22 protein-coding genes are annotated in these 20,676 nt (G+C 62.6%); 12 read left to right on the forward strand and 10 right to left on the reverse strand.

The annotated features are described in order from the left end of the window. Positions 1-45 precede the first annotated feature (45 nt). Positions 46-714, forward strand: a complete 669-nt coding sequence (locus tag Q0859_RS07040; RefSeq protein WP_299149099.1) for a TIGR04283 family arsenosugar biosynthesis glycosyltransferase — start codon at positions 46-48, stop codon at positions 712-714. A gap of 111 nt (positions 715-825) precedes the next feature. After that, a complete protein-coding gene (locus tag Q0859_RS07045) occupies positions 826-2,034 on the forward strand; it encodes an aminotransferase class V-fold PLP-dependent enzyme (protein ID WP_299149102.1) in 1,209 nt (402 codons plus the stop codon). Between the two features lie 7 nt (positions 2,035-2,041). Here Q0859_RS07045 and Q0859_RS07050 read toward each other — a convergent pair whose 3' ends face one another. Next, positions 2,042-2,260 (reverse strand): hypothetical protein, encoded by a 219-nt coding sequence (locus Q0859_RS07050; RefSeq protein ID WP_299149105.1) that lies wholly within the window; start codon positions 2,258-2,260, stop codon positions 2,042-2,044. Positions 2,261-2,316: 56 nt separating this feature from the next. Further along, the gene (locus tag Q0859_RS07055; RefSeq protein ID WP_299149108.1) at positions 2,317-3,420 is read right to left on the reverse strand and encodes a pyridoxal phosphate-dependent aminotransferase; all 1,104 of its coding nucleotides are present in this window, start codon (positions 3,418-3,420) and stop codon (positions 2,317-2,319) included. A 98-nt stretch (positions 3,421-3,518) separates the two neighbouring features. Here Q0859_RS07055 and Q0859_RS07060 point away from each other — a divergent pair, with 98 nt between their 5' ends. Together Q0859_RS07060 and Q0859_RS07065 are read left to right on the forward strand one after the other, a co-directional pair. Further along, positions 3,519-3,686 carry a Tat pathway signal protein gene (locus tag Q0859_RS07060; protein WP_299149110.1) on the forward strand — a complete coding sequence of 56 codons (168 nt, stop codon included), beginning with the start codon at positions 3,519-3,521 and terminating at the stop codon, positions 3,684-3,686. Between the two features lie 63 nt (positions 3,687-3,749). After that, a complete protein-coding gene (locus Q0859_RS07065; RefSeq protein ID WP_299149113.1) occupies positions 3,750-4,547 on the forward strand; it encodes a crotonase/enoyl-CoA hydratase family protein in 798 nt (265 codons plus the stop codon). A 48-nt stretch (positions 4,548-4,595) separates the two neighbouring features. Here Q0859_RS07065 and Q0859_RS07070 read toward each other — a convergent pair whose 3' ends face one another. Then, on the reverse strand, positions 4,596-5,120 hold the full coding sequence (locus Q0859_RS07070) for a peptidoglycan-binding domain-containing protein (protein WP_299149117.1): 525 nt from the start codon (positions 5,118-5,120) through the stop codon (positions 4,596-4,598). Positions 5,121-5,346: 226 nt separating this feature from the next. Here Q0859_RS07070 and Q0859_RS07075 point away from each other — a divergent pair, with 226 nt between their 5' ends. Together Q0859_RS07075 and Q0859_RS07080 are read left to right on the forward strand one after the other, a co-directional pair. Next, positions 5,347-5,670: a 2Fe-2S iron-sulfur cluster-binding protein gene (locus Q0859_RS07075; RefSeq protein ID WP_299149120.1), complete on the forward strand. Its 324-nt coding sequence runs from the start codon at positions 5,347-5,349 to the stop codon at positions 5,668-5,670. Continuing rightward, entirely contained in the window at positions 5,670-6,398 is a 729-nt protein-coding gene (locus Q0859_RS07080; RefSeq protein WP_299149122.1) for a VCBS repeat-containing protein, read from the forward strand. The genes Q0859_RS07075 and Q0859_RS07080 overlap by 1 nt, the downstream gene beginning before the upstream one ends. A 93-nt stretch (positions 6,399-6,491) precedes the next feature. On the opposite strand, the gene purD is transcribed toward Q0859_RS07080, so the two are convergent. Continuing rightward, complete coding sequence (gene purD, locus Q0859_RS07085) at positions 6,492-7,757, reverse strand: phosphoribosylamine--glycine ligase (protein WP_299149124.1); 1,266 nt, start codon at positions 7,755-7,757, stop codon at positions 6,492-6,494. A 72-nt stretch (positions 7,758-7,829) separates the two neighbouring features. Between purD and xseA the strand changes: the two genes are divergently transcribed. Continuing rightward, the gene (gene xseA / locus Q0859_RS07090) at positions 7,830-9,368 is read left to right on the forward strand and encodes an exodeoxyribonuclease VII large subunit (RefSeq protein ID WP_299149126.1); all 1,539 of its coding nucleotides are present in this window, start codon (positions 7,830-7,832) and stop codon (positions 9,366-9,368) included. Positions 9,369-9,448: 80 nt separating this feature from the next. On the opposite strand, the gene Q0859_RS07095 is transcribed toward xseA, so the two are convergent. After that, complete coding sequence (locus tag Q0859_RS07095; protein ID WP_299149128.1) at positions 9,449-9,844, reverse strand: hypothetical protein; 396 nt, start codon at positions 9,842-9,844, stop codon at positions 9,449-9,451. Between the two features lie 4 nt (positions 9,845-9,848). Beyond that, positions 9,849-10,907, reverse strand: coding sequence for an alkane 1-monooxygenase (locus tag Q0859_RS07100; RefSeq protein ID WP_299149130.1), 1,059 nt, complete (start codon positions 10,905-10,907; stop codon positions 9,849-9,851). A gap of 228 nt (positions 10,908-11,135) precedes the next feature. Between Q0859_RS07100 and Q0859_RS07105 the strand changes: the two genes are divergently transcribed. Further along, complete coding sequence (locus Q0859_RS07105; RefSeq protein ID WP_299150182.1) at positions 11,136-12,830, forward strand: NAD(P)H-dependent oxidoreductase subunit E; 1,695 nt, start codon at positions 11,136-11,138, stop codon at positions 12,828-12,830. On the opposite strand, the gene Q0859_RS07110 is transcribed toward Q0859_RS07105, so the two are convergent. After that, positions 12,827-13,729 (reverse strand): lytic transglycosylase domain-containing protein, encoded by a 903-nt coding sequence (locus tag Q0859_RS07110; RefSeq protein WP_299149133.1) that lies wholly within the window; start codon positions 13,727-13,729, stop codon positions 12,827-12,829. The two genes, Q0859_RS07105 and Q0859_RS07110, sit on opposite strands and share 4 nt — an antisense overlap. Before the next feature lie 61 nt (positions 13,730-13,790). On the opposite strand from Q0859_RS07110, the gene ftsY reads away from it, so the two are divergent. From ftsY to Q0859_RS07125, 3 genes are all read left to right on the forward strand, one after another. After that, on the forward strand, positions 13,791-15,071 hold the full coding sequence (gene ftsY, locus Q0859_RS07115) for a signal recognition particle-docking protein FtsY (protein ID WP_299149136.1): 1,281 nt from the start codon (positions 13,791-13,793) through the stop codon (positions 15,069-15,071). A gap of 79 nt (positions 15,072-15,150) precedes the next feature. Then, the gene (locus Q0859_RS07120; RefSeq protein WP_299150184.1) at positions 15,151-16,053 is read left to right on the forward strand and encodes an EamA family transporter; all 903 of its coding nucleotides are present in this window, start codon (positions 15,151-15,153) and stop codon (positions 16,051-16,053) included. A 9-nt stretch (positions 16,054-16,062) separates the two neighbouring features. Next, positions 16,063-16,674, forward strand: a complete 612-nt coding sequence (locus tag Q0859_RS07125) for an inner membrane-spanning protein YciB (RefSeq protein ID WP_299149139.1) — start codon at positions 16,063-16,065, stop codon at positions 16,672-16,674. Here Q0859_RS07125 and Q0859_RS07130 read toward each other — a convergent pair. The 3 genes from Q0859_RS07130 to Q0859_RS07140 are packed head-to-tail and all read right to left on the reverse strand — an operon-like array spanning position 16,671 to position 19,085. Then, positions 16,671-17,381, reverse strand: a complete 711-nt coding sequence (locus tag Q0859_RS07130) for a cyclic nucleotide-binding domain-containing protein (RefSeq protein WP_299149141.1) — start codon at positions 17,379-17,381, stop codon at positions 16,671-16,673. The two genes, Q0859_RS07125 and Q0859_RS07130, sit on opposite strands and share 4 nt — an antisense overlap. Before the next feature lie 50 nt (positions 17,382-17,431). Further along, positions 17,432-18,118 carry a glutathione S-transferase family protein gene (locus Q0859_RS07135; RefSeq protein ID WP_299149143.1) on the reverse strand — a complete coding sequence of 229 codons (687 nt, stop codon included), beginning with the start codon at positions 18,116-18,118 and terminating at the stop codon, positions 17,432-17,434. Between the two features lie 28 nt (positions 18,119-18,146). Further along, entirely contained in the window at positions 18,147-19,085 is a 939-nt protein-coding gene (locus Q0859_RS07140; RefSeq protein WP_299149145.1) for a DUF726 domain-containing protein, read from the reverse strand. 295 nt (positions 19,086-19,380) lie between these two features. Here Q0859_RS07140 and metZ point away from each other — a divergent pair, with 295 nt between their 5' ends. Continuing rightward, positions 19,381-20,580 carry an O-succinylhomoserine sulfhydrylase gene (gene metZ / locus Q0859_RS07145; protein WP_299149147.1) on the forward strand — a complete coding sequence of 400 codons (1,200 nt, stop codon included), beginning with the start codon at positions 19,381-19,383 and terminating at the stop codon, positions 20,578-20,580. Positions 20,581-20,676: the final 96 nt, after the last annotated feature.

The following is a 20,676-nucleotide window of genomic DNA, read 5'->3' on the forward strand; positions in this document are numbered from 1 at the left end:
CTTTTCATATAGCAGCGGCCTGCATCTGCAAAAGGGGGGCAGGCCGTGCCCGCGCCAATCTCTGTCATCATTCCAACGCTGAACGCCGGGCAGATGCTGCCTGCGTGCCTGCATGCGCTGATGGAGGGGGTCGAAGCCGGATTGATCGCAGAACTGATTGTGAGTGACGGCGGGTCGAGCGATGAGACATGCGCGTTGGCGGATGCGTGGGGTGCGACGGTGATCACGGGGCCAGCCTCGCGCGGGGGGCAGTTGCGGCGCGGTTGCGGTCTGGCCAAGGGTGATTGGTTGTTGGTGGTCCATGCGGACACGGTACTGGCACCGGGTTGGACCACGGCTGTCGCGACCCATCTCGGGGCTGCCACACCTGCATATTTCAAGCTGTGCTTTGATCGGGGCGGGCGTTTTGTGGCCGCGTGGGCGAACCTGCGCGCGCGGGTGTTTCAACTGCCCTACGGCGATCAGGGCTTGCTGATCCGGCGCACACTTTATGCCCATGTGGGCGGATACCCCGATATCGCACTGATGGAGGATGTTGCCCTGGCCCGCCGCCTCAAAGGCCAATTGGTCGCGCTGGACGGCGTGGCCGTCACCAGTGCGGCAAAGTACCACCAGCAGGGGTGGGTGCGGCGCGGGGCGCGCAATCTCTGGACCCTTGTGCGCTATTTTGCAGGTACGGATGTCGAGGTCTTGGCGCGCGCCTATCGCAGATAGAACAGTGCGACCGCTTGGCGTGGACACGATCGCAGACGCCCGATTGACGCCGCCCCGGACCGCGTTAGTGTCCGCCCATACCCCACCATCCACCAACCTTCGGAGAGCGCGATGCCCACCTCCCCAATTGCCCGGCACGGGCGCGACTACCTCGCCATTCCCGGCCCCTCAGTGATGCCCGATGCGGTGTTGCGCGCCATGCATCGTGCCGCGCCCAACATCTATGCCGGTGAGTTGGTCGAGATCGCGGCGAGCCTTGTGCCGGACCTGAAAAAAGTGGCCCGCACCGATGGCCATGTGGCCATGTATATCGGCAACGGCCACGCCGCATGGGAGGCCGCATTGGCCAACACCATCGCGCCCGGCGCCACTGTTCTGGTGCCCGCCACGGGGCGCTTTGGACACGGGTGGGCGGATATGGCCGAGGGTTTGGGGGCAGAGGTCGAGATCATGGATTTCGGCAAGCGTGCGCCCATGGATATGGACCGCATAGCCGAGGCTTTGCGCGCCGACACGGCTCACAGGATCAAGGCGGTACTGGGGGTGCATGTGGATACATCCACATCGATCCTGAACGATATCAAGGCCTTGCGCACAGCGCTGGATGCCACGGATCACCCCGCCTTGCTGATGGCGGACTGCATCGCCTCGCTTGGCTGCGACCAGTTCGAGATGGACGCATGGGGCGTCGATGTGATGGTGGCGGGCTGCCAAAAGGGGCTGATGGTGCCGCCGGGCATGGCGTTCGTATTCTTCAACGACAAGGCGGAGGCGGTGCGGGCCCAGATGCCCCGCGTCAGCCGCTATTGGGACTGGACCCCGCGCGCCAACCCGGACGAGTTCTTTATGTATTGGAACGGGACGGCGCCGACGCACCACCTTTATGGTCTGCGCACGGCCCTTGATATGTTGCACGCCGAAGGGATCGAACAGGTCTGGGCGCGTCACACGGTACTGGCGCGCAGCATCTGGGCGGCCTGCGAGGCGTGGGGGCAGGGTGGGCCGCTGGAACTCAATGTGACGGATGCCGCCAACCGCAGCACGGCGGTGACGGCGCTGCGCATTGGCTCGCCGCACGGGACGGCCCTGCGCGATTGGGTCGAACAGAACCTTGGGCTGACGCTTGGGATCGGCCTTGGCATGGCACCCCCCGGTGATCCGGACTGGCACGGGTTTTTCCGGCTTGGACATATGGGGCACGTGAACGGGCACATGATCATGGGTCTGTTGGGTGGTATCCAGGCAGGCCTCGGCGCGCTGGATATCCCGCATGGTCAGGGTGCGCTTGATGCAGCTGCGGGCGTGATTTCGGCAGGCTGAGGTCGCCTCAGATCTGTTTGCCGCGCCGGATCGAGGCGGCGTGGCGCTCAGCCGCCCACACATGCAGGCGCGACATCAGGTGGTTCAGCCCAAGGGCCAGCAGGCCCGCGGCGATCAGCCCCCAGATGGCCCAGATCATCACTAGAATCCACGTGATGTTCACCCCGAACATTACGATACAGGCATTGGTGTAATTGGGCGCGCGGCCTCTTTGATCGTCGTTCATGGCACCCTCGAAAGCCAACCGGAACGCAGCCAGCCTAGCGCGGACGCGGCCTCACGTCAGCCCCCGTTTGCATCACGAAGGGCTGATGGCAGCGCGGCGGCGAAGGCGGCCATTTCCGCCGGGCCGCCACAACTGACGCGGATGCAGCGGTTTTGTGGGGCCGCGAAAGGCATCCGCACAAAGATACCGCGCGCAATCAACCCCTCCAGCACCGCCTTGGCGAAGGTGCCGTCCTTGCCGCAATCGATGGCCACGAAATTGGTGGCCGACGGCACGGTGGTCAGCCCGCATTGTGCGGCGATTTCGGTAATGCGGGCGCGCGAGGCTGCAATCTTTACCAGCACGTCCTCCACATGGGTCTGATCGGCCAGCGCGGCCAACGCACCCGCCTGTGCACTGCGGTTCATTCCAAAATGGTTGCGCACCTTGTTGAACGCATCAATCAAAGGGGCGGCCCCGATCGCATAGCCGACCCGCGCGCCCGCCATGCCATAGACCTTGGAAAAGGTGCGCATTCGGATCACGCGCGGATCATCGGGGGCGATGTCGGGGGCCGTGCCGTCAGGCGCACAGTCCACATAGGCCTCATCCAGCACCAGTATCGTGCCCTCTGGCAATGTGTCGAGCGCGGCGTGCAACATCGCCCCGTCATGCCACGTGCCCATCGGATTGTCGGGATTGGCAAGATAGACCAGCTTGGCGTTCACCTCTGCCGCCTTGGCAAACAGGGCTGTGGGGTCTTCGTGATCATCGCGGTAGGGCACCTTGTGCAACACGCCGCCATAGCCGGCCACATGGTAGTTGAAGGTCGGATAGGCGCCGTCAGATGTCACCACGGGATCGCCCTCGGACACGAACAGGCGCACCAGATAGCCGAGCAATCCGTCGATGCCTTCGCCCACCATGATATGGGCCGGGTCGATCCCGTGATGGGCCGCCAAGGCCGTGCGCAATGCGTGATTTTCTGGATCGCCATATTGCCACTGTGCGGTCGCGGCCATTGCGGTCAGCGCCTTGGGGGATGGGCCAAAGGTGCTCTCGTTCGCGCCAAGGCGGGCGTCGAATGCGGCACCCCGGGCGCGTTCCTGCGTTTCAGGGCCCACAAAAGGCACGGTCGAGGGCAGCGAGGCGGCAAGCGGGGTGAGGCGAAGATCTGTCATCGCTCAGGGGTAGCGCGGCCCGCACACAGGGGCAAGGATTTGGGGTCTCGCTTGTCAGCCCCTATATTGAGAACCGTTCGCAACTGGAGGGTAGCAGCATGACTGAACTGACACGACGGGGATTTCTGGCAACCGCTGCGGCGGCGGGGACGGTGCGGGCGCTGCCCATTGTGGCCATGCGGGCGTCTGGTGGGCGGCGCATCCTCGCGCTGGTCTATGACAAAGGGCTGGGAATGATGCGCGCGGTTGAACGCATCGTGCCCTGACATTCCACTGGCGCGGGGCTGCGCGATGCGCTTGGATGGGCCAAACCCCGCAAGGAGCGCCCCATGTCCGACACCCCCCGCGTCACCGTTTCATATGACAATCACATCGCCCATGTGCGCCTGACCCGGCCTGACAAGATGAACGCGGTGGATCAGGCCATGATCGACGCGGTGATCGCGGCGGGGCTCGAGGTGGCGGCCTCGGACGCGCGGGTCTGTGTGATCTCGGGTGAGGGCAAAGGGTTCTGCGCCGGGATCGACGTTGGCGGTCTCGGTGCGATGCTGGGGCAGGACCCGAATGATCTGCTGATGCCACGCACCCACGGGGCGGGCACGACGAACCAGTGGCAAGAGGTGGCGATGGTCTGGACCCGCGTGCCCGTCCCGGTGATCGCCGCCATCCACGGGGTCTGTTACGGGGCCGGGCTGCAACTGGCCCTTGGGGCGGACATTCGGATCGCGGCACCTGATGCGAAACTGGCCGTGATGGAGATGAAATGGGGCATCGTGCCCGACATGGGTGGCATGGTGTTGCTGCCACGGCTCGTGCGCTCGGACGTGTTGCGCAAGCTGACCTATACGGGCACGCCCATCAGCGCGGCGCAGGCCGAGGCGTGGGGGCTCGTGACGGAATGCGCCGATGATCCGCTGGCGGCCGCGATGGAACTGGCCGAAAGCCTGGCGCTGAAATCGCCGTCTGCTTTGCGCGCTGCCAAGGCGCTGATCGGCGTGGCCGAAACCGAGGGCGCATCCGCTGTGTTGTTGGAGGAAAGCCGGGTGCAGGCCGACCTGATGGGCAAGCCGCACCAAATGGAAGTGGTTGCAGCAACGCTACAAAGGCGCACTCCTAATTTTGGATAAGATATATTTTTGAATCAGATGCTTGCGGCTCGATGTTAAGGTATCACATCATCCAATATCAGACACCGCCACCAAGCCTAACTTGCGCGCCCCTGCGATGGACAACGTACTGCTTTGCAATCCTTTGTCGCGCTGATAACGACCAATCGCAGCGGTCGTGCGCCCGTCAATCTCGCCACTGATGGGGCCCTTATAGTACCCTCGCGCTTCAAGAGCGCGTTGCACCGAGGCGATGAATTCCGGCGTGATGTCAGCGGCGCACAGGATCTCATACCAGCTTTCGCGGCGGGGTTGGACGACGACCTGCTGCTCTTCGGATTTGTAGATCGGCGGGGCCTGCACGCGCCCGTCGCTGCTGATCTGAGCAGGCTGCAACAGGATGGTGCGGGTTTCGGTCTGGACGATGGCGGGTGTGACGGTCTTGCCCCAACAGGTGCCGGGGGCCGCACCGGGCGGGGCCGTGGCCAGCGAAATGGGATCAATATTGGCCGCTGACGAGACGGTCGCGTTCTCAGCGCAGCCCATCAGGGCGATGCTGGCACCAACGGCGCATAGCAGGGGAGGCAATCGCATATATGTGGTCTCTGCTCAGGTCTGTGACGGGCCTCTGATCGGGCCGCTTGAGGGACCATACCGGGCAGAGCGCCGTCTGCATAGCCCTCGGCGCACAGCACGGTCAGGCACACGAAAAGATGCGTGATGTCGCGCCGTCGTGACAGCGATGTCGCAAAAGGGGCTGGCGGGGCCAATTCGGGGCGGGTAGAACCACCCGGAAACGAATATTCAAAGGGGCATTTCAATGGCCAAGATCACCTATATCGAACATGGCGGCACCGAACATGTCGTGGACGTGGCCACTGGGCTTACGGTCATGGAAGGCGCGCGTGACAACAATATCCCCGGTATCGAGGCTGACTGCGGCGGGGCCTGCGCCTGTTCGACATGCCATGTCTATGTGCACCCTGATTGGGTCGAAAAACTGCCGGGCAAGGACGATATGGAAACTGACATGCTCGATTTCGCCTATGAGCCGGACGCAACCCGCTCGCGGCTGACCTGCCAGATCAAGGTGACGGACGCGCTGGACGGGCTGGTTGTGCAAATGCCCGAGAAACAAATCTGATGCCGCACGGGCTGTTGCGCGCCCTTCGCGCCGCGCGGGCCGCTGCATGTATATGGGTTGCGGGCGTCGGCATGGTTCAGGCCCAAGAGATCGCCAAGGCCCGCTTTACCGACCCGACCGAGCGCTATGGCCATGCGATCCTTGGCGATGCCATCGAATGGGGCGGGCTGGAAATCACGCTCGTCGATGGGACAACCCACCTGTTCACCCTGCCGCAAGATCACGTGTTCGAAGACGTGACTCCGCGCCTTGCCGATCTGGACGGGGATGGCCGCCCCGAAGTGATGGTGGTCGAAACCGATGTGACCAGAGGTGGTGCATTTGCCATCTACGGATCCATGGGCAAAATCACCGAAACCCCCCATATCGGCACCCGCAACCGCTGGCTGGCCCCGCTTGGTGCGGCCGATATCGACGGAGACGGGATCACCGAGATCGCCTATATCGACCGCCCCCACCTCGCCAAAACGCTGCGGATCTGGCGGTATGAAAACGGCAACCTCACACAGGTTGCAGATCTTGCGGGGTTCACGAACCACAGAATAGGCGAAGCGGACATCGCAGGAGGCATCCGAACCTGCAATGGCAGCCCGGAAATGATTCTCGCCACGGCCAATTGGAGCACACTGGTTGCGCTGCGCTGGACGGGCAGCACCTTTATGCAAGCCGATCTGGACAACGACACGTCACGCGCCGCCTTCAGCCGGGCAATGACCTGCGCCGACTAAGCCCTTCTTTTGACCCAAAATACCGCGGGGGAGGCGCACAGCGCCGGGGGCAGCGCCCCCTGAAACAAAAGTGTCGCGTCAGCGGCCTCTGGATCACGTGAGCGCGCGCCAGCCGATATCGTGACGATAAAACCCACCGGGAAAGTCGATGGCATCGACCATCGCATAGGCGCGCTCGGCCGCTTGGGCCAGGGTCTCACCCCGCGCGGTGACGTTCAGCACACGGCCCCCTGATGCGGTCACAGCGCCATCTTTCAGTGTCGTGCCTGCATGAAACACCATCGCCTGGCTGGTCTCGGGCATGCGCTCAAGCCCACCGATCACGGCCCCTTTGTCATAGGTCCCGGGATAACCATCCGCCGCCATCACAACGCAGAGCGCATGATCATCCGCCCAGTTGACTTGCGCCGTATCAAGACGCCCCTCAGCCGCCGCGTGCATCACATCCAAAGCCTGCGCCCCAAGGCGCATCATCAGCACCTGACATTCGGGGTCGCCGAACCGGACGTTGTATTCGACCAGCCGGGGCGCGCCGTCCTCGATCATCAGCCCGGCATAAAGCACCCCCTGATAGGGCATGCTCCGTTTGGCCATTTCGGCCATGGTCGGGCGGATGATTTCCGCCAAGGCGCGCTCGGCAATGGCATCTGTCAACACCGGCGCGGGGGAATAGGCCCCCATGCCGCCCGTATTGGGGCCGGTGTCACCATCACCCACGCGCTTGTGGTCCTGTGCGGTGCCGATGGGCAGCACATGTTCACCGTCGCAGATCACGAAGAACGAGGCCTCCTCGCCAGCCATGAACTCTTCGATCACGACCTCGGCGCCCGCCCCGCCAAAGGCACCGCCGAACATGTCGTCAATCGCGGCATGGGCCTCAGCGACGGTCCCGGCAATGATGACCCCTTTGCCTGCGGCCAGACCATCGGCCTTGACCACAATCGGCGCGCCGTGTTCGCTGACATAGGCACGGGCCGCAGCCGCATCGGTAAAGTGGCCATAGGCGGCAGTGGGCGCACCCGCGGCATCGCAAATCTGCTTGGTAAAGGCCTTGGAGGCCTCAAGCTGCGCGGCGGCCCTTGAGGGGCCAAAGACCAGCACACCCGCATCGCGCAACCGATCCGCAACCCCTGCGGCCAAGGGGGCCTCGGGGCCGACAATCACAAAATCAATGGCTTCTTCTTCGACAAACCCGGCGACTGCGCCGCCATCATTGATATCCAGATCCGCGCAATCGGCGATGGCATGAATGCCCGCGTTGCCGGGGGCGACCACAAGGCGATCACATTTGGGGTTCTGCAACACGGCCCAGGCCAAGGCATGCTCACGTCCACCGCTCCCCAGGATCAGGATATTCATTGCGTGCGCCTCCTTGGCCTTTGTTGGTGCGCGTTCTAAGCTGGGCGGCACCCCTGCACAAGGACTTGGCTGATGGACCTGCTTGACGATCCTATTCCCGGCTCGAACACACCCGAATTTTCGGTCTCCGAGATCGCGGGCAAAGTCAAAAAGCTGATCGAGGGCGAATTGGGCTGGGTGCGGATCAAGGGCGAAGTTGGCCGGGTCGTGCTGGCGCGCTCGGGTCACCTGTATTTTGACCTCAAGGATGACCGCAATGTGCTGTCATGTATGACCTGGAAAGGGCAGGTGGGTGATCTGGGCACCATGCCCGAAGAGGGGATGGAGGTGGTTGCCGAAGGGCGCATGACCGCCTCGGGGTTCCAATCCAAATTCTCGCTGAATGCGCAACGGATTGCCATTGCGGGTGAAGGCGCGTTGATGGCGCTGCTGGAAAAACGCAAGAAGGCGCTGGCCGCCGAAGGGCTGTTTGATGAGGGCCGCAAGCAGCCGCTGCCCTATCTGCCGGACGTGATCGGGGTTGTGACCTCGCTGCAGGGGGCGGTGATCCGCGATATTCTGCACCGGCTGCGCGACCGCTTTGCGCGCAAGGTGCTGATCTGGCCCGTCGCCGTCCAAGGTGCGGCCTGTGCGTCCGAAGTGGCCCGCGCCATTGCGGGGTTCAATGCGCTGACGCCGGGCGGCTCAATGCCGCGCCCGGACCTTTTGATTGTGGCGCGCGGGGGCGGATCGGTCGAGGATCTGTGGGGGTTCAATGAGGAGGTGGTCGCGCGCGCCGCCGCCGCCTCAGACATTCCCTTGATCTCGGCCGTGGGGCACGAGACGGACACCACGCTGATTGATTTCGTGTCGGACAGGCGCGCGCCTACCCCCACGGCTGCGGCGGAAATGGCCGTGCCCGTGCGGCTTGAGCTTGCGGCATGGCTGGACGGGGTCGGCGCACGCATGTCCGGCGCGCTCAGCACAGGTTTGCAGCGCCGCGACCAACGGCTGCGCGACATGGCGCGGGCTTTGCCACGGGTGGATGCGCTGCTGGATGGGCCACGCCAAAGGCTGGACCGGGCAGGCGACAAACTTGGCCCCGCACTGATTGCCGGGGTCCAGCGGCGGCGGGTGAAACTGGCGGATACGGCAGGGGCGCTGCGCCCGTCTGGATTGCGGCGCACGCTTGAGACCGAACAGCGCCGCGTTGAGGAGCGCAGCAATCGTCTGGCCCCGGCTTTGCAGCGCGCCATTGATGCAAAACGTGGCGCTCTGGCGGATCGTATCGCCCGTATGCGGCCCGACGCGCTGGTACAGGATCAAGCGCGCAAAGCTCAAGCCCTGGCACAGCTGAGCGCGCGGTTGTCCGCCGCCGGAACGCGGCAGACCCAAACCTGGCGGATCCGCATTGAAACGCTGGATCGGCTGCGCGAAACGCTCAGCTACAAGGCGACGCTGGCGCGCGGCTATGCGGTGGTGCGCGGCGGTGGTGAGATCGTGACCACGAAGGTGGCTGCGGAAGCGGCCAGCGGGCTCGAGATCGAATTTGCAGATGGGCGGTTGAAATTGGGAGGCGGCGCGGCGCGCAAGACCAAAGCCAAGCCACCTGAACAAGGCTCATTATTTTAAAAAAGGGCGGACGACATGTCCGCCTTACATGCGGTGGGTCGGCGTAAGGCGGAGGTGTCCTCCGCCCCGCAACAGTCCGATCAAACGCCGACTTTGGGGCCCAGACACACCAGATCCTGACCCACATCCTGCGCCTCATAAAGCGCGGTGCTGGCGGGATCATTCTCAAACGTCGCAATCAGCCCACCGGGCGAGCGTTCAAAGGTCCAGCATTGCGGATCACTGCGATCTTCATAGATAAAACAGATGTTTGGCCCTTCGTTGTACCAATATCCATCCTTGCATTCCCCATCGAGGAAGGACCACGTCACCCGTCGGTTTTCGCGATATATTTCGGCGCCATAGGCATCGCCGTCCCGGCCATAAAACAGCGTCTTTCCGGCAACATAGGCTTCGAATTCGGCGGCGGTCATCGGCTCGGCGGCGGCGGATGTGCACAGGCACGCGAAACTGAAGGCAAGGGCGCGGTATATCATCGCCTCAGTGTGCCAGAGTGCTTTGGGCGACACCAGCAGCGACGCCGGGCGCAGGCATCACTTCGCCGTCAGTGCGCGACACAGCCCACGCGTCGACCCGGGCATCCATCAGCCGACGCCACAGCGGTGGGACCAGCGCAATCACGGCCATCACTGGCAGCGAATGTGGCAACACGGGCATGGTGGTGGGGTCCAGATCAAGCTGGGGAAAGGCGCGTGCCGGGCGCGTGTGGTGGGCCGAGTGGCGCGGGGCGTTCAGCATCATCGCCGATGAATACCAATGTGGTGCGTTCCACGAATGCGCCGGGCCCATGGGCGCGTGCTTGCCCGAGGCTAGAACCGCCCGTTGCAATCCATAATGCTGCACATAATCGGACAACATCAATTGGGTCTGCGCATAAAGCGCAATGGCGATCAAGCCGACGATGCCGGCACTCCCGCCCAACCAAAAGGCCACCACCACAGTCAGGCAAGCCCCGGCCACGTAAGCAACGTAGGGCGCGGGATAGCGCGCGCCGCCATGACGCTGACGTTCCGCGCGCAATCCCGCGCGAAAACTGCCCGCCCAGGTGTGCGGCAGATAGGCCCAGAACCCGCGCCCCTTGGGGGCCGTTGCCGGATCCCGGGGTGTGGCGGCATGCACGTGATGCACAAGGCGGTGCGCGCTGGTGTGATGCCCGAACAGCACCGAGATGTAATTGGCCGCCCCCAATCGAAATGCCCACCGATCCGCGCGATGGATCAGCTCATGCGCGTTCGAGTTGGAAATCTGTCCGAAATAGAGGCCACAGCCGATGACAATCAGCACTTTGTCCAGTGTCGGGAGTGGCCCGCCCATCGCCCAAACCGCCAGACCAAGCAGGATGAAATGCACGACCCCCAAGGCCTCGGACAGGCGGTGCCCGGTAAGCGCGCTTGGCGTCCCCGCACGGCTCACCTTGTCCAGAAAGAACACTACGACGGTAATCGCCAGAATGCCCAACATCGCCCAAACGCCACCGAGGACGCAGGCAAGCCCCAAAAGCAGTGCAGGCAACAGCGTGGCAATCGCAAACGGCAACATGAAACAGAATCACTCCATCCTCGGCGTGCGATCCTTATCACACACCGTTTGATGCCACCTTACCCCGATCACTGGGGCGGTGATGGGGCCGATTGGCGGCGCGGTGATGTTTATCGGCGCGGTATTTGCACGCTGACGGGTCGCTTTTGGGCTGATCCGCTGTGGCCCGCGCTGATAGTCTCGCCCCGAACGCGCCAGCGGCGCAACATCGGGCAGGGAGTGTGCGCAATGGCGCTGGATCACGGCAAGCAGGGCAAGGGTGTCTGGAAATCCGGCAAGGGCAAGGGCCGGGTGCGGCCCAAGGGGCGCGCGCTTGAGGATCAGGCATGGGACGAGGTGCGCGCCCTGCTTGGGGATCAGCCTCGCCGCGCGGACCTGCTGATCGAATTTCTGCATCTGATCCAGGATCACTATGGCCATCTGTCAGCGGCTCACCTGCGTGCGCTCGCCGAAGAAATGCGGATGAGCATGGTCCAAGTCTATGAGGTTGCCACGTTTTACGCCCACTTCGATGTGGTCAAGGAGGACGAGGTACCGCCCCCTGCGCTGACCATCCGTGTCTGCGATTCCCTAAGCTGTGAGTTGGCCGGGGCACAGGCGTTGAAAGCCGCACTTGAGGATGGATTGGACCCATCAAAGGTCCGCGTTTTGCGCGCGCCCTGCATGGGGCGCTGTGACACCGCGCCGGTGCTGGAACTGGGGCATCACCACATCGACCACGCCACGCCGGAAAAGGTGGATCAGGCCATCGCCAGCGGCCACACCCATGCCGATATTCCCGACTATGAGACCTTGGCGACCTATACAGAGCAAGGCGGCTACGCGACCCTCAAGGACTTGCGCGCCAATGGCGATTGGCAGGACGTGCAGGCCAGGATCAAGGACAGCGGCCTGCGTGGCCTTGGTGGTGCGGGCTTTCCATCAGGCACCAAATGGGGCTTTGTGCGGGCCAACCCCGGCCCCCGTTATCTGGCCGTCAACGGCGATGAGGGTGAGCCGGGCACCTTCAAGGATCGTTACTATCTCGAACGCACGCCGCACCTGTTTCTTGAGGGGATGCTGATTGCCGCATGGGCGGTCGAGGCGGACACCGCCTTTATCTACATGCGTGACGAATACCCTGCCGTGCTCGAAATTCTGGCGCGTGAAATCAAGGCGCTGGAAGAGGCGGGGATCGTTACGCCCGGCTATATCGACCTGCGCCGTGGCGCGGGGGCGTATATCTGCGGCGAAGAATCCGCGATGATTGAAAGCATCGAGGGCAAGCGCGGCATGCCCCGCCATCGCCCCCCCTACGTCGCGCAGGTCGGGATCTTTGGCCAACCTACGCTGGTGCACAATGTCGAAACCCTGCACTGGATCGCGCGCATCTGTCGGGAAGGACCCGAAGTGCTGAACAGTACCGAAAAGAACGGGCGCACCGGCCTGCGCAGCTATTCGGTGTCGGGGCGCGTGGCGCAGCCGGGGGTCTACCTGCTGCCTGCGGGCTCGACCATCACCGACATCATCGACGCCGCCGGAGGCATGGCGGAGGGCCACGTCTTCAAGGCCTATCAGCCGGGCGGGCCGTCTTCGGGGCTGCTGCCGGCGTCAATGCACGACATTCCGCTGGATTTTGACACGTTGCAACCACACGGCACGTTCATCGGGTCGGCAGCCGTGGTTGTGCTGAGCGATCAGGACCGCGCGCGCGATGCGGCCCTCAACATGCTGAAATTCTTTGAAGATGAAAGCTGTGGCCAATGCACGCCCTGCCGGGTGGGCTGCGAAAAGGCGGTCAAGCTGATGCAGGCCGACACTTGGGACCAAGGGCTTCTCGGAGAACTATGCACAGCCATGACCGACGCGTCGATCTGTGGTCTGGGGCAGGCGGCCCCGAACCCAATCAAGCTGGTGATGAAACACTTTGCGGACGAGGTCTAGCGCGGGTTGCGATAGACCCGGCAGATACAGCCCGCCCGTGCCAGGGCGCGACACAACTGGCTGGCGTCGCCCCTGTTCGGGCGGCTGATCCGGGCCATCAAATAGGGACGTTGCCCGCGAATGCGCGATGGGACCGGGATGTAATCCACCGTTTCCCCCGACACCACCGTGCTGCACGCCCGCGTCTGACGCTCAAAGCTGCTGCGGGCCGCGCGGGCGGTTGAACCATAACCAAGCTGCACGCCCCATGTTTTCCACTGCGGTGGCGGCGGGCCAAGACGGCTCACCCGTCGATTTGCAGCCATGGCAAGGCAGGCGGCCAAAAACGGCTTGGCCCCGTCCAGCCGGAAATCGGGGCTCTTGGGGGGATCGTCGCGCCACTGCTCGGCTGTGTGGCCAGTAATGATGCGCACGTAATCGATGGTTTCGCGGGCGAGAGGGCCTCCGTTCACAAACCCGTCCGCGCGCGCCTCTCCTCCGTTATAAGCCACTGCTGCCAGACCGGGATTGCCATAGCGGCGTTGCAATTCACCAAGATAATGGGCGGACCGCTCAATCGCCTCGGCCGGGTTATAGCTGTCGCGCAAACCGCGCAGGTCCGCCGTTCCGGGCATGAACTGCGCAATACCGCGCGCACCCGCGGGGCTAAGCGCAAATGGATCAAACCGGCTTTCCTGCCACAAAAGCCGCGCGAAAAACCCAGGATTCAGCATGTAACGGCGGCTGGCCCCCTGGATGTGCTGGCAGATGTCAAAGGTCGCGTGAGCGGGGCGAATGCAGGCGCGCGGACCGATGGCGCCGGTCGAACACATTGTCCCCGGTTCGGCTGCACTGGCTGGCGCAGGCAGGGCCATGGCCACGACCCAAAGGCAGGCTGCCCAAAATCCGTCCCTTTTCATGTCGCAGCGCCCGTATTAGGTCAGGTCAAGGAATTCTCGCACGTGCAAGTATCGGAGCATCATGGCATTTTTCAAGAAACTCAAGGACAAACTGTTCAAATCGTCGTCCAAACTGGATGAGGGGCTTGAGGCGATTGTCGAAGATGGGGGTGTGACCGAAGCCGCCGCACCCCTTGCCGAACCTGTGATGGACGTCGATGCGCCCGTCTCGCATGTGGCCGAACCTGAGGTCAACAGCTCCGAAGAACCGGTGAAGCCCGCCGAGCCAGAGGTGGACACCCCCGACCCAACCCCGGTCGATGTGGAAATGGAACAACCCGCTGCCGCCGCATTCGATGTGCCCGAGGCAGTCGATCCTGAACCTGCCCCGATGCCAGCCGTTAATCCGACCCCCGCGCCGGAGCCGTTGCCATCGCTGAGCGAACCCACACCGACCGCACCCGAACCTCAAAAACGCGGTATCCTTGGTCGCCTGCTCAAGCGTGATACCAGCACCCCTGTCCTGCGCCGCACCCTTGACGACGACATGCTCGAACAGCTCGAAGAGTTGCTGATCGCCGCTGACATGGGCGTGGACACGGCCCTGCGGGTGACGGCCAACATGGCCGAAGGGCGGATGGGGCGCAAACTCTCGGTGCCCGAGATCAAGGACCTCATGGCCCGCGAAATCGCGCGGATCATGGAACCCGTGGCCAAGCCCATGCCGCTTTACCCGCAAACCCCGCAAGTGGTGCTGGTGGTCGGCGTGAACGGGTCAGGCAAGACCACAACCATCGGCAAACTCGCCAGCCAGTTCCGTGCCGCAGGCAAGTCGGTGGTGATCGCAGCCGGCGATACGTTCCGCGCCGCCGCCGTCGAACAGTTGCAAGTCTGGGGCGAACGGGCCGGGGTGCCGGTGCTGACCGCGCCCGAAGGGTCCGACCCCGCCAGCCTCGCCTTCGAGGCGATGACAAAAGCGCAGGAAACAGGGGCCGACCTGCTGATGATCGACACCGCGGGGCGGCTCCAGAATCGGGGTGACCTGATGGAGGAACTGGCCAAGATCGTGCGCGTCATCCGCAAGAAAGACGAAACAGCCCCGCACAACACGCTGCTGGTGCTGGACGCGACAACGGGCCAAAACGCGCTCAACCAGGTCAAGGTCTTCCAGGAGGTCTCGGACGTGTCGGGACTCGTGATGACAAAACTCGACGGCACCGCCAAAGGCGGGGTGCTGGTCGCGCTGGCCGACAAATTCGGGCTGCCGATCCACGCCATCGGGGTGGGAGAACAAATCGACGACCTGCAAGCCTTCGATCCCGAAGACTTCGCCGCCGCGCTGACCGGTCTCGACGTCGAATGATTCTACCTTCATCTTGCCAGATAAACTCCGGGGGGTGCGGGGGGCTGGCCCCCCGCGCACGCACGCCGCAGGCGATGAGGTGACGGACTGGCTGATCAGCATCGAAGGCACTGACACCGGGCACCGGGTCGCACTCGGCCTCGCGATCCTTGCCGCCTTCCTGCACGCGGTGTTCGGCGCACTGCAAAAAGGGCGGCATGATCCCTGGCTGACGCGCGGCGCGATTGATGCCAGCTACGGGCTGATGGCGGCCCCTTTCGCGCTGTTCGTCGTGCCGTGGCCCGAACCACATATGTGGCCGATCTTTGCGACGGTCTTTGTGATCCATGTGGGCTACAAGGTCCTGCAGGCATGGGCCTATACCAAAGGGGACTACACGGTCGTCTATCCGGTCGTGCGCGGCACGGGGCCATTGTTCACGGTGATCGGGGCCTATTTCCTGTTCGGAGAGACATTTACCCTTATTCAATGGCTTGGGGTTGGGGTGCTGCTTGCGGGCATCTATGGGCTTGCAGTCTACAACCTGCGCTATCTCGAAACGAACCGCGATACCTTGCAGCTGGCACTGACGCTCGCGGTGATCACGGGGCTGTTTGTGGCGCTTTATACGACTTACGATGCCTATGGGATCCGGGCAACAGCCAACCCGTTCACCTTTCTTGCGTGGTTTTTTATGATTGACGGGCTGTTCATGCCGCCCATCGCCTATCTGCGTTACAAACGGATGAAAAACCCGCCGATACTGGGGCCGCTGGCGCTGCGTGGGGTCATCGGGGGCATTGTGGCGTTCCTGTCCTTCGGGTCGATAATGATGGCCACACGGCTCGACAAAGTGGGCGAAGCGGCGGTGCTGCGTGAAACCTCAACGGTGTTTGCGGCCATTATCGGTTGGCTGGTGCTCAAAGAAACGGTAGGACCGCGCAGGATCGCGCTCATGGCGCTGATTGCGGCCGGGGCCGTGATCGTGGAAATGGGCGGCTAAGAGGCAAAGATGAGCAACGAGAAAACCATCAACCCGATCATGAAACAGGTGCTGGAACTGGGGCCGCCCGTAGTCTTTTTCCTGATCTACCTGCGCATCCGCGACAACACCTACACATTTGGTGGCATCGACTATTCCGGGTTCATCGTGGCCACGCTGATCTTTGTGCCCATTCTGCTCATCGCCATCGGAGTGCTGTGGGCGATGACAGGTAAACTGAGCCGCATGCAGATTTTCACCGCTTTCATGGTGATCTTCTTTGGCGGGCTGACGGCGTGGTTCAATGACGAGCGGTTTTTCAAGATGAAGACCTCGATTGTCTACGGGCTCTTTGCGCTGCTCTTGGGGATCGGGCTGCTGCGGGGCCAAAGCTGGCTTGCGGTGGTGCTCAACGACTCGATGCCGATGCGCCATGAGGGGTGGATGATCCTCACAAAACGGCTGTGTGCGATGTTTGCAGCACTTGCCGTCGCCAACGAAATCGTCTGGCGCACCATGTCGACGGACACTTGGGTCAAGATCGAAACCTTCGGCTTCCCCCTCGCGCTTGTCGTGTTCCTGTTCTGGCAGATCAGCGCGCTCCAAAGTTATCTGATCGACGAAAACACCAAGGCCGACTAGCGGTGCATCACCCGCCGTGCTTCGGCATCTTCAGCCCATTCGTGGTGATGGGGGGCCACGGCAAAGGCGACCTTGACCGCCAGATCGCTTGAGATCATCGCCTCGATTGCCAGCTTGAAGCGGGATTTTTTCTCTGCGCGTGTGCGCAGGCTGGCGACATCCCAGATCAGCACCTCGGCCCCCGCGGGCAACCGGGTCGTGGCCGCACTGGGTTGTCGGGTCAGATAGGCGACCTCCCCCACAAACAGGTTGGGAGGCATCGAAAACCGCTCGCCGCGTTTCATCACATCAATCTGACCGGAAATCACATAGATGAGGGTGTCAGGCTTCACCCCTTCGGTGGTGACCTGGCGAGGTGCATCAAGCACTTTGCGCTCGGCCCGCAAGACCAGATCGCGAAAATCGCCGGGGGGCAGGCTCGAAAACAGCGGATAGATGTCGCGGTGCGCATGGGGCACGGCCAGTTTGGATTGCTGCCAAAGCAGCCCGCCAAGCCCGATCAGATTGGCCGTACCCATCACCGTCGAGGTATAGATCGCCTCCCATAGGGGCGTGTCGGTGGCGGTAAAGTAGTAATAAATATAAAGGCTTGTGCCCAACATGATCATCAGGCGCAGCGCGATCTGGTTGATGATCAGATAACCGATGGTAAAAGCACCACCCGCCAGTAAAATCACCAGTTCGGGGCCCAAATAGTCACTCAGCATCTGTGGTGGTCTTTCCTGGTCAGGTGTAGCGCGCGCCCATCTAGCGTCACCTATCCCTTTTTGCCGAACAATTTTTCTTGTGCCGCTGGATCGGGCTTGGTGTTGCGTTTGTCCAGATGCAGTGCCTGTCCGCGCTGCACAGCCGGGCGTGCGCCAACCAGGTCAAGCCAGCGGGCAAGGTGGGGTTTGTCCTCCAGCGTTTGTTGCTGCCCTTCCCACAGCGACGCCCAGGGCCAGATCGCCATATCTGCGATCGAATAATCGCCCGCCACATATTCAGTGTTGGCAAGCTGGCGGTCCAGCACCCCGTAAAGGCGCCCTGTTTCAGCGCGATACCGATCCTTGGCATAGGGGATGTCGTGGCCCATGCCGGGTGCGTATTTCAGGAAATGGTGCGCCTGTCCGGCCATCGGGCCAACCCCGCCCATCTGCCACATCAGCCATTGATCGACCGCGATGCGGTCCCGTTCGGTCGCGCCCCCGAATTGCCCCGTCTTGCGCGCCAGATATTGCAGGATTGCCCCGCTTTCAAAGATCGAAATCGGGGCCCCGTCCGGCCCATCGGAATCCGTGATCGCGGGCATCCGATTGTTGGGAGAGATGGCAAGGAAGTCGGACTTGTGCTGATCGCCCGCCTCAATGTCGATCAGGTGGGTCTGATAAGGCAGCCCGAATTCCTCAAGGGCGATGGACACTTTCCACCCATTTGGTGTGGGCCAGTAAAACAGATCAATCATCGCAAGCACCCTTTTCTGGTTCGGGGCGTTATGATGCGGGTTTTTGAGCCATCGGCAAGGGTGTGCCCAAATCCGGTCGGGCAAAGAGGCGGGACCAACGGGGAGCAGGGTCGGCGGGCACCGCATGTTGCAGTGCGGCCAAAGGCGTGGCCTTGGGGGTGCGCAGGCAGTGGGCGTAAAAGCGCAATGCGCCGGGCCGGGTATAGCCCGACCAGTGGCACACGCGGGCCCGTGCCGGGGCGACATGGCCGCCAAAACGGCTCAGGCGCGCCAATGTGTGGGCGCAATCAAGCTGAATCGTGACCGCGTTGGGCAGGTCAAAACCGCACCCCATGGCCCGGTCAAAGGGCACGGGCGGCGCGATCAGACGCTCGTACATGAAATCAAACAGATCGTTTTCACGGCTCGTGATGTTGATCAGCTCGGCAGCGCATCCCGCCCGGCTTTGCAGCGCGGCCGTGGCACTGCTGGCATAGCTTGCGCCGGTGATTGTGACGATACGCCGTATCGAATGGGCGGGCAGGGTGCGCAGCGCCTCAAAGATTACCTCGGATCCCATGGAATGGGTCATCACATGAATCGGGCGGGTTGGCGCGTGGCGGTGCAAATCCGTGATCATATCCGCCAATTGTCGGCCCGCCGCCTTGGCAGAGGCATGTGCTGCCCAGATATGGCCCCGCGCGCGCCATCCAAAGGCGATGGCCAACCCCTCATCCGCATCACCAATCCCAAAGCCCAAATGCCGCAGCCAGGCCACATCACCGGGTTTGTCAGGATGGGTGCGGTGCGCAAAAATGCGGCTGTGCGGAGAGTGGCGCGGGCAGGTCGGATCATATTTGAACCCATGGATCAGAATGATGATGGGGCCAGTCCCACGGGCAGCACTGCGCAAGGCGGAAGCAGGGGCTGCGGGCGAGCGATCAAGGCAAAGCCCCTCGGGGCCTGCATTCACTCTCAGGATCGGCATTTCACCACCTCCTACCACATCTAGTGGGGCTGCTCTGGAGTCTTCATATGACGGGGGCATGAAATTTTGGTTACGGCACCGTGACGGTGTTGACCCTGCGCAGGCCTGCGCGTAAATCCGGTGTATGAGGCGATTTGTTACCGGATTGCGGGCCTCTCTTGCGTTTGCGTCGTGCGAATGGCTGGAAAATTCCGCTAAAAGGTCAGGATGAAAGCCCCCCTTTCGCTTGACTTGGCGTCTGGGGGTTTTTTGTGGCCTGACCCGATTTCAGGCCCATGATCAAGGAGTTAGACAGATGTCTGACAGCACGTCCAAAGATTGGAAGCCGCGCACGCATGCGGTGCATGGCGGCACACGGCGCAGCCAATATGGCGAAGTCTCCGAAGCGATATTTCTGACCCAGGGGTTCGTCTATGACAGCGCCGAAGCTGCCGCGCAGCGGTTCGAGGCGGCAGGTGAAGACGAATTTATCTATGCGCGCTATGGCAACCCCACGGTGCGGATGTTTGAGGAACGTATCGCCCTGCTGGAAGGAGCCGAGGATGGGTTTGCGACCGCCTCCGGCATGGCGGCGGTGTCGGGCGCGCTGAGTGCGATGCTCAAGGCCGGGGATCGCGTGGTGTCGGCCCGCGCACTCTTTGGGTCCTGCCTTTATGTGCTTGAGGAAATCCTCACGCGCTACGGGGTCGAGGTAGAGTTTGTCGATGGCACTGATCTTGAGGCTTGGCGGGCCGCGATCACACCGGATACCACAGCGGTTTTTTTCGAATCCATTTCGAACCCGACGCTGGAAGTTGTTGATATCGAAGCGGTTTCGGAACTAGCGCATACGGTCGGGGCGACCGTGCTGGTCGACAACGTCTTTGCCACGCCAGCGTTTTCAAACGCCATCGCCCAGGGGGCGGATGTTGTGATCTACTCGGCCACCAAACATATCGACGGGCAGGGGCGCGCGCTTGGCGGGATCATCCTTGGCACGCGCGACTTTATCCGCAAGACGGTCGAACCCTATATGAAACATACAGGCGGCTCCATGTCGCCGTTCACGGCTTGGGTGATGCTTAAAGGTCTGGAAACGCTCGACCTTCGGGTGCGCGCGCAAGCCGGATCGGCGCTGGCACTGGCCGAGGCGCTGACGGGTCACGCGGCCCTGTCGCGGGTGATTTTCCCCGGCCACCCCAGCCATGCGCAACATGCGCTGGTACAGACGCAGATGGGTGGCAAGGGGGGCACCGTTCTGTCCCTTGATCTGAAAGGCGGCCAGAAGGCGGCGTTCAGGTTTTTGAATGCGCTGACGATTCCGGTGATTTCGAACAATCTGGGCGATGCCAAATCGATCCTGACACACCCGGCCACCACGACGCACCAACGCCTGCCACAGGATCAAAAAGATATTCTGGGGATCACACCGGGATTGGTGCGGATGTCGGTGGGTATTGAGGACACCGATGATCTGATCACGGATGTGCTGCAAGCCTTGGAAAAGGCGGGCTAAATCGGAACCCGGTCCCGCATTTGCGCGGGGCCACTGCATCACGCACGGTGATGTCATCCATATTGCAGCTTCACACGTATACGTTAGCGATATTGG

This window comes from uncultured Tateyamaria sp. (assembly GCF_947497045.1).
Lineage (GTDB): Bacteria > Pseudomonadota > Alphaproteobacteria > Rhodobacterales > Rhodobacteraceae > Tateyamaria.

What these genes read in the sequence shown, in the direction of transcription:
- Q0859_RS07105 (WP_299150182.1), top strand. Translation starts at nt 11,136, where the DNA reads ATGGCGCTGGATCACGGCAAGCAGGGCAAGGGTGTCTGGAAATCCGGC.
- Q0859_RS07075 (WP_299149120.1), top strand. Translation starts at nt 5,347, where the DNA reads ATGGCCAAGATCACCTATATCGAACATGGCGGCACCGAACATGTCGTG.
- Q0859_RS07065 (WP_299149113.1), top strand. Translation starts at nt 3,750, where the DNA reads ATGTCCGACACCCCCCGCGTCACCGTTTCATATGACAATCACATCGCC.
- Q0859_RS07140 (WP_299149145.1), bottom strand. Translation starts at nt 19,085, where the DNA reads ATGCCGATCCTGAGAGTGAATGCAGGCCCCGAGGGGCTTTGCCTTGAT.
- Q0859_RS07130 (WP_299149141.1), bottom strand. Translation starts at nt 17,381, where the DNA reads ATGCTGAGTGACTATTTGGGCCCCGAACTGGTGATTTTACTGGCGGGT.
- Q0859_RS07070 (WP_299149117.1), bottom strand. Translation starts at nt 5,120, where the DNA reads ATGCGATTGCCTCCCCTGCTATGCGCCGTTGGTGCCAGCATCGCCCTG.
- Q0859_RS07055 (WP_299149108.1), bottom strand. Translation starts at nt 3,420, where the DNA reads ATGACAGATCTTCGCCTCACCCCGCTTGCCGCCTCGCTGCCCTCGACC.
- ftsY (WP_299149136.1), top strand. Translation starts at nt 13,791, where the DNA reads ATGGCATTTTTCAAGAAACTCAAGGACAAACTGTTCAAATCGTCGTCC.
- Q0859_RS07080 (WP_299149122.1), top strand. Translation starts at nt 5,670, where the DNA reads ATGCCGCACGGGCTGTTGCGCGCCCTTCGCGCCGCGCGGGCCGCTGCA.
- Q0859_RS07050 (WP_299149105.1), bottom strand. Translation starts at nt 2,260, where the DNA reads ATGAACGACGATCAAAGAGGCCGCGCGCCCAATTACACCAATGCCTGT.
- Q0859_RS07100 (WP_299149130.1), bottom strand. Translation starts at nt 10,907, where the DNA reads ATGTTGCCGTTTGCGATTGCCACGCTGTTGCCTGCACTGCTTTTGGGG.
- Q0859_RS07060 (WP_299149110.1), top strand. Translation starts at nt 3,519, where the DNA reads ATGACTGAACTGACACGACGGGGATTTCTGGCAACCGCTGCGGCGGCG.
- Q0859_RS07125 (WP_299149139.1), top strand. Translation starts at nt 16,063, where the DNA reads ATGAGCAACGAGAAAACCATCAACCCGATCATGAAACAGGTGCTGGAA.
- xseA (WP_299149126.1), top strand. Translation starts at nt 7,830, where the DNA reads ATGGACCTGCTTGACGATCCTATTCCCGGCTCGAACACACCCGAATTT.
- metZ (WP_299149147.1), top strand. Translation starts at nt 19,381, where the DNA reads ATGTCTGACAGCACGTCCAAAGATTGGAAGCCGCGCACGCATGCGGTG.
- Q0859_RS07135 (WP_299149143.1), bottom strand. Translation starts at nt 18,118, where the DNA reads ATGATTGATCTGTTTTACTGGCCCACACCAAATGGGTGGAAAGTGTCC.
- Q0859_RS07110 (WP_299149133.1), bottom strand. Translation starts at nt 13,729, where the DNA reads ATGAAAAGGGACGGATTTTGGGCAGCCTGCCTTTGGGTCGTGGCCATG.
- Q0859_RS07095 (WP_299149128.1), bottom strand. Translation starts at nt 9,844, where the DNA reads ATGATATACCGCGCCCTTGCCTTCAGTTTCGCGTGCCTGTGCACATCC.
- Q0859_RS07045 (WP_299149102.1), top strand. Translation starts at nt 826, where the DNA reads ATGCCCACCTCCCCAATTGCCCGGCACGGGCGCGACTACCTCGCCATT.
- purD (WP_299149124.1), bottom strand. Translation starts at nt 7,757, where the DNA reads ATGAATATCCTGATCCTGGGGAGCGGTGGACGTGAGCATGCCTTGGCC.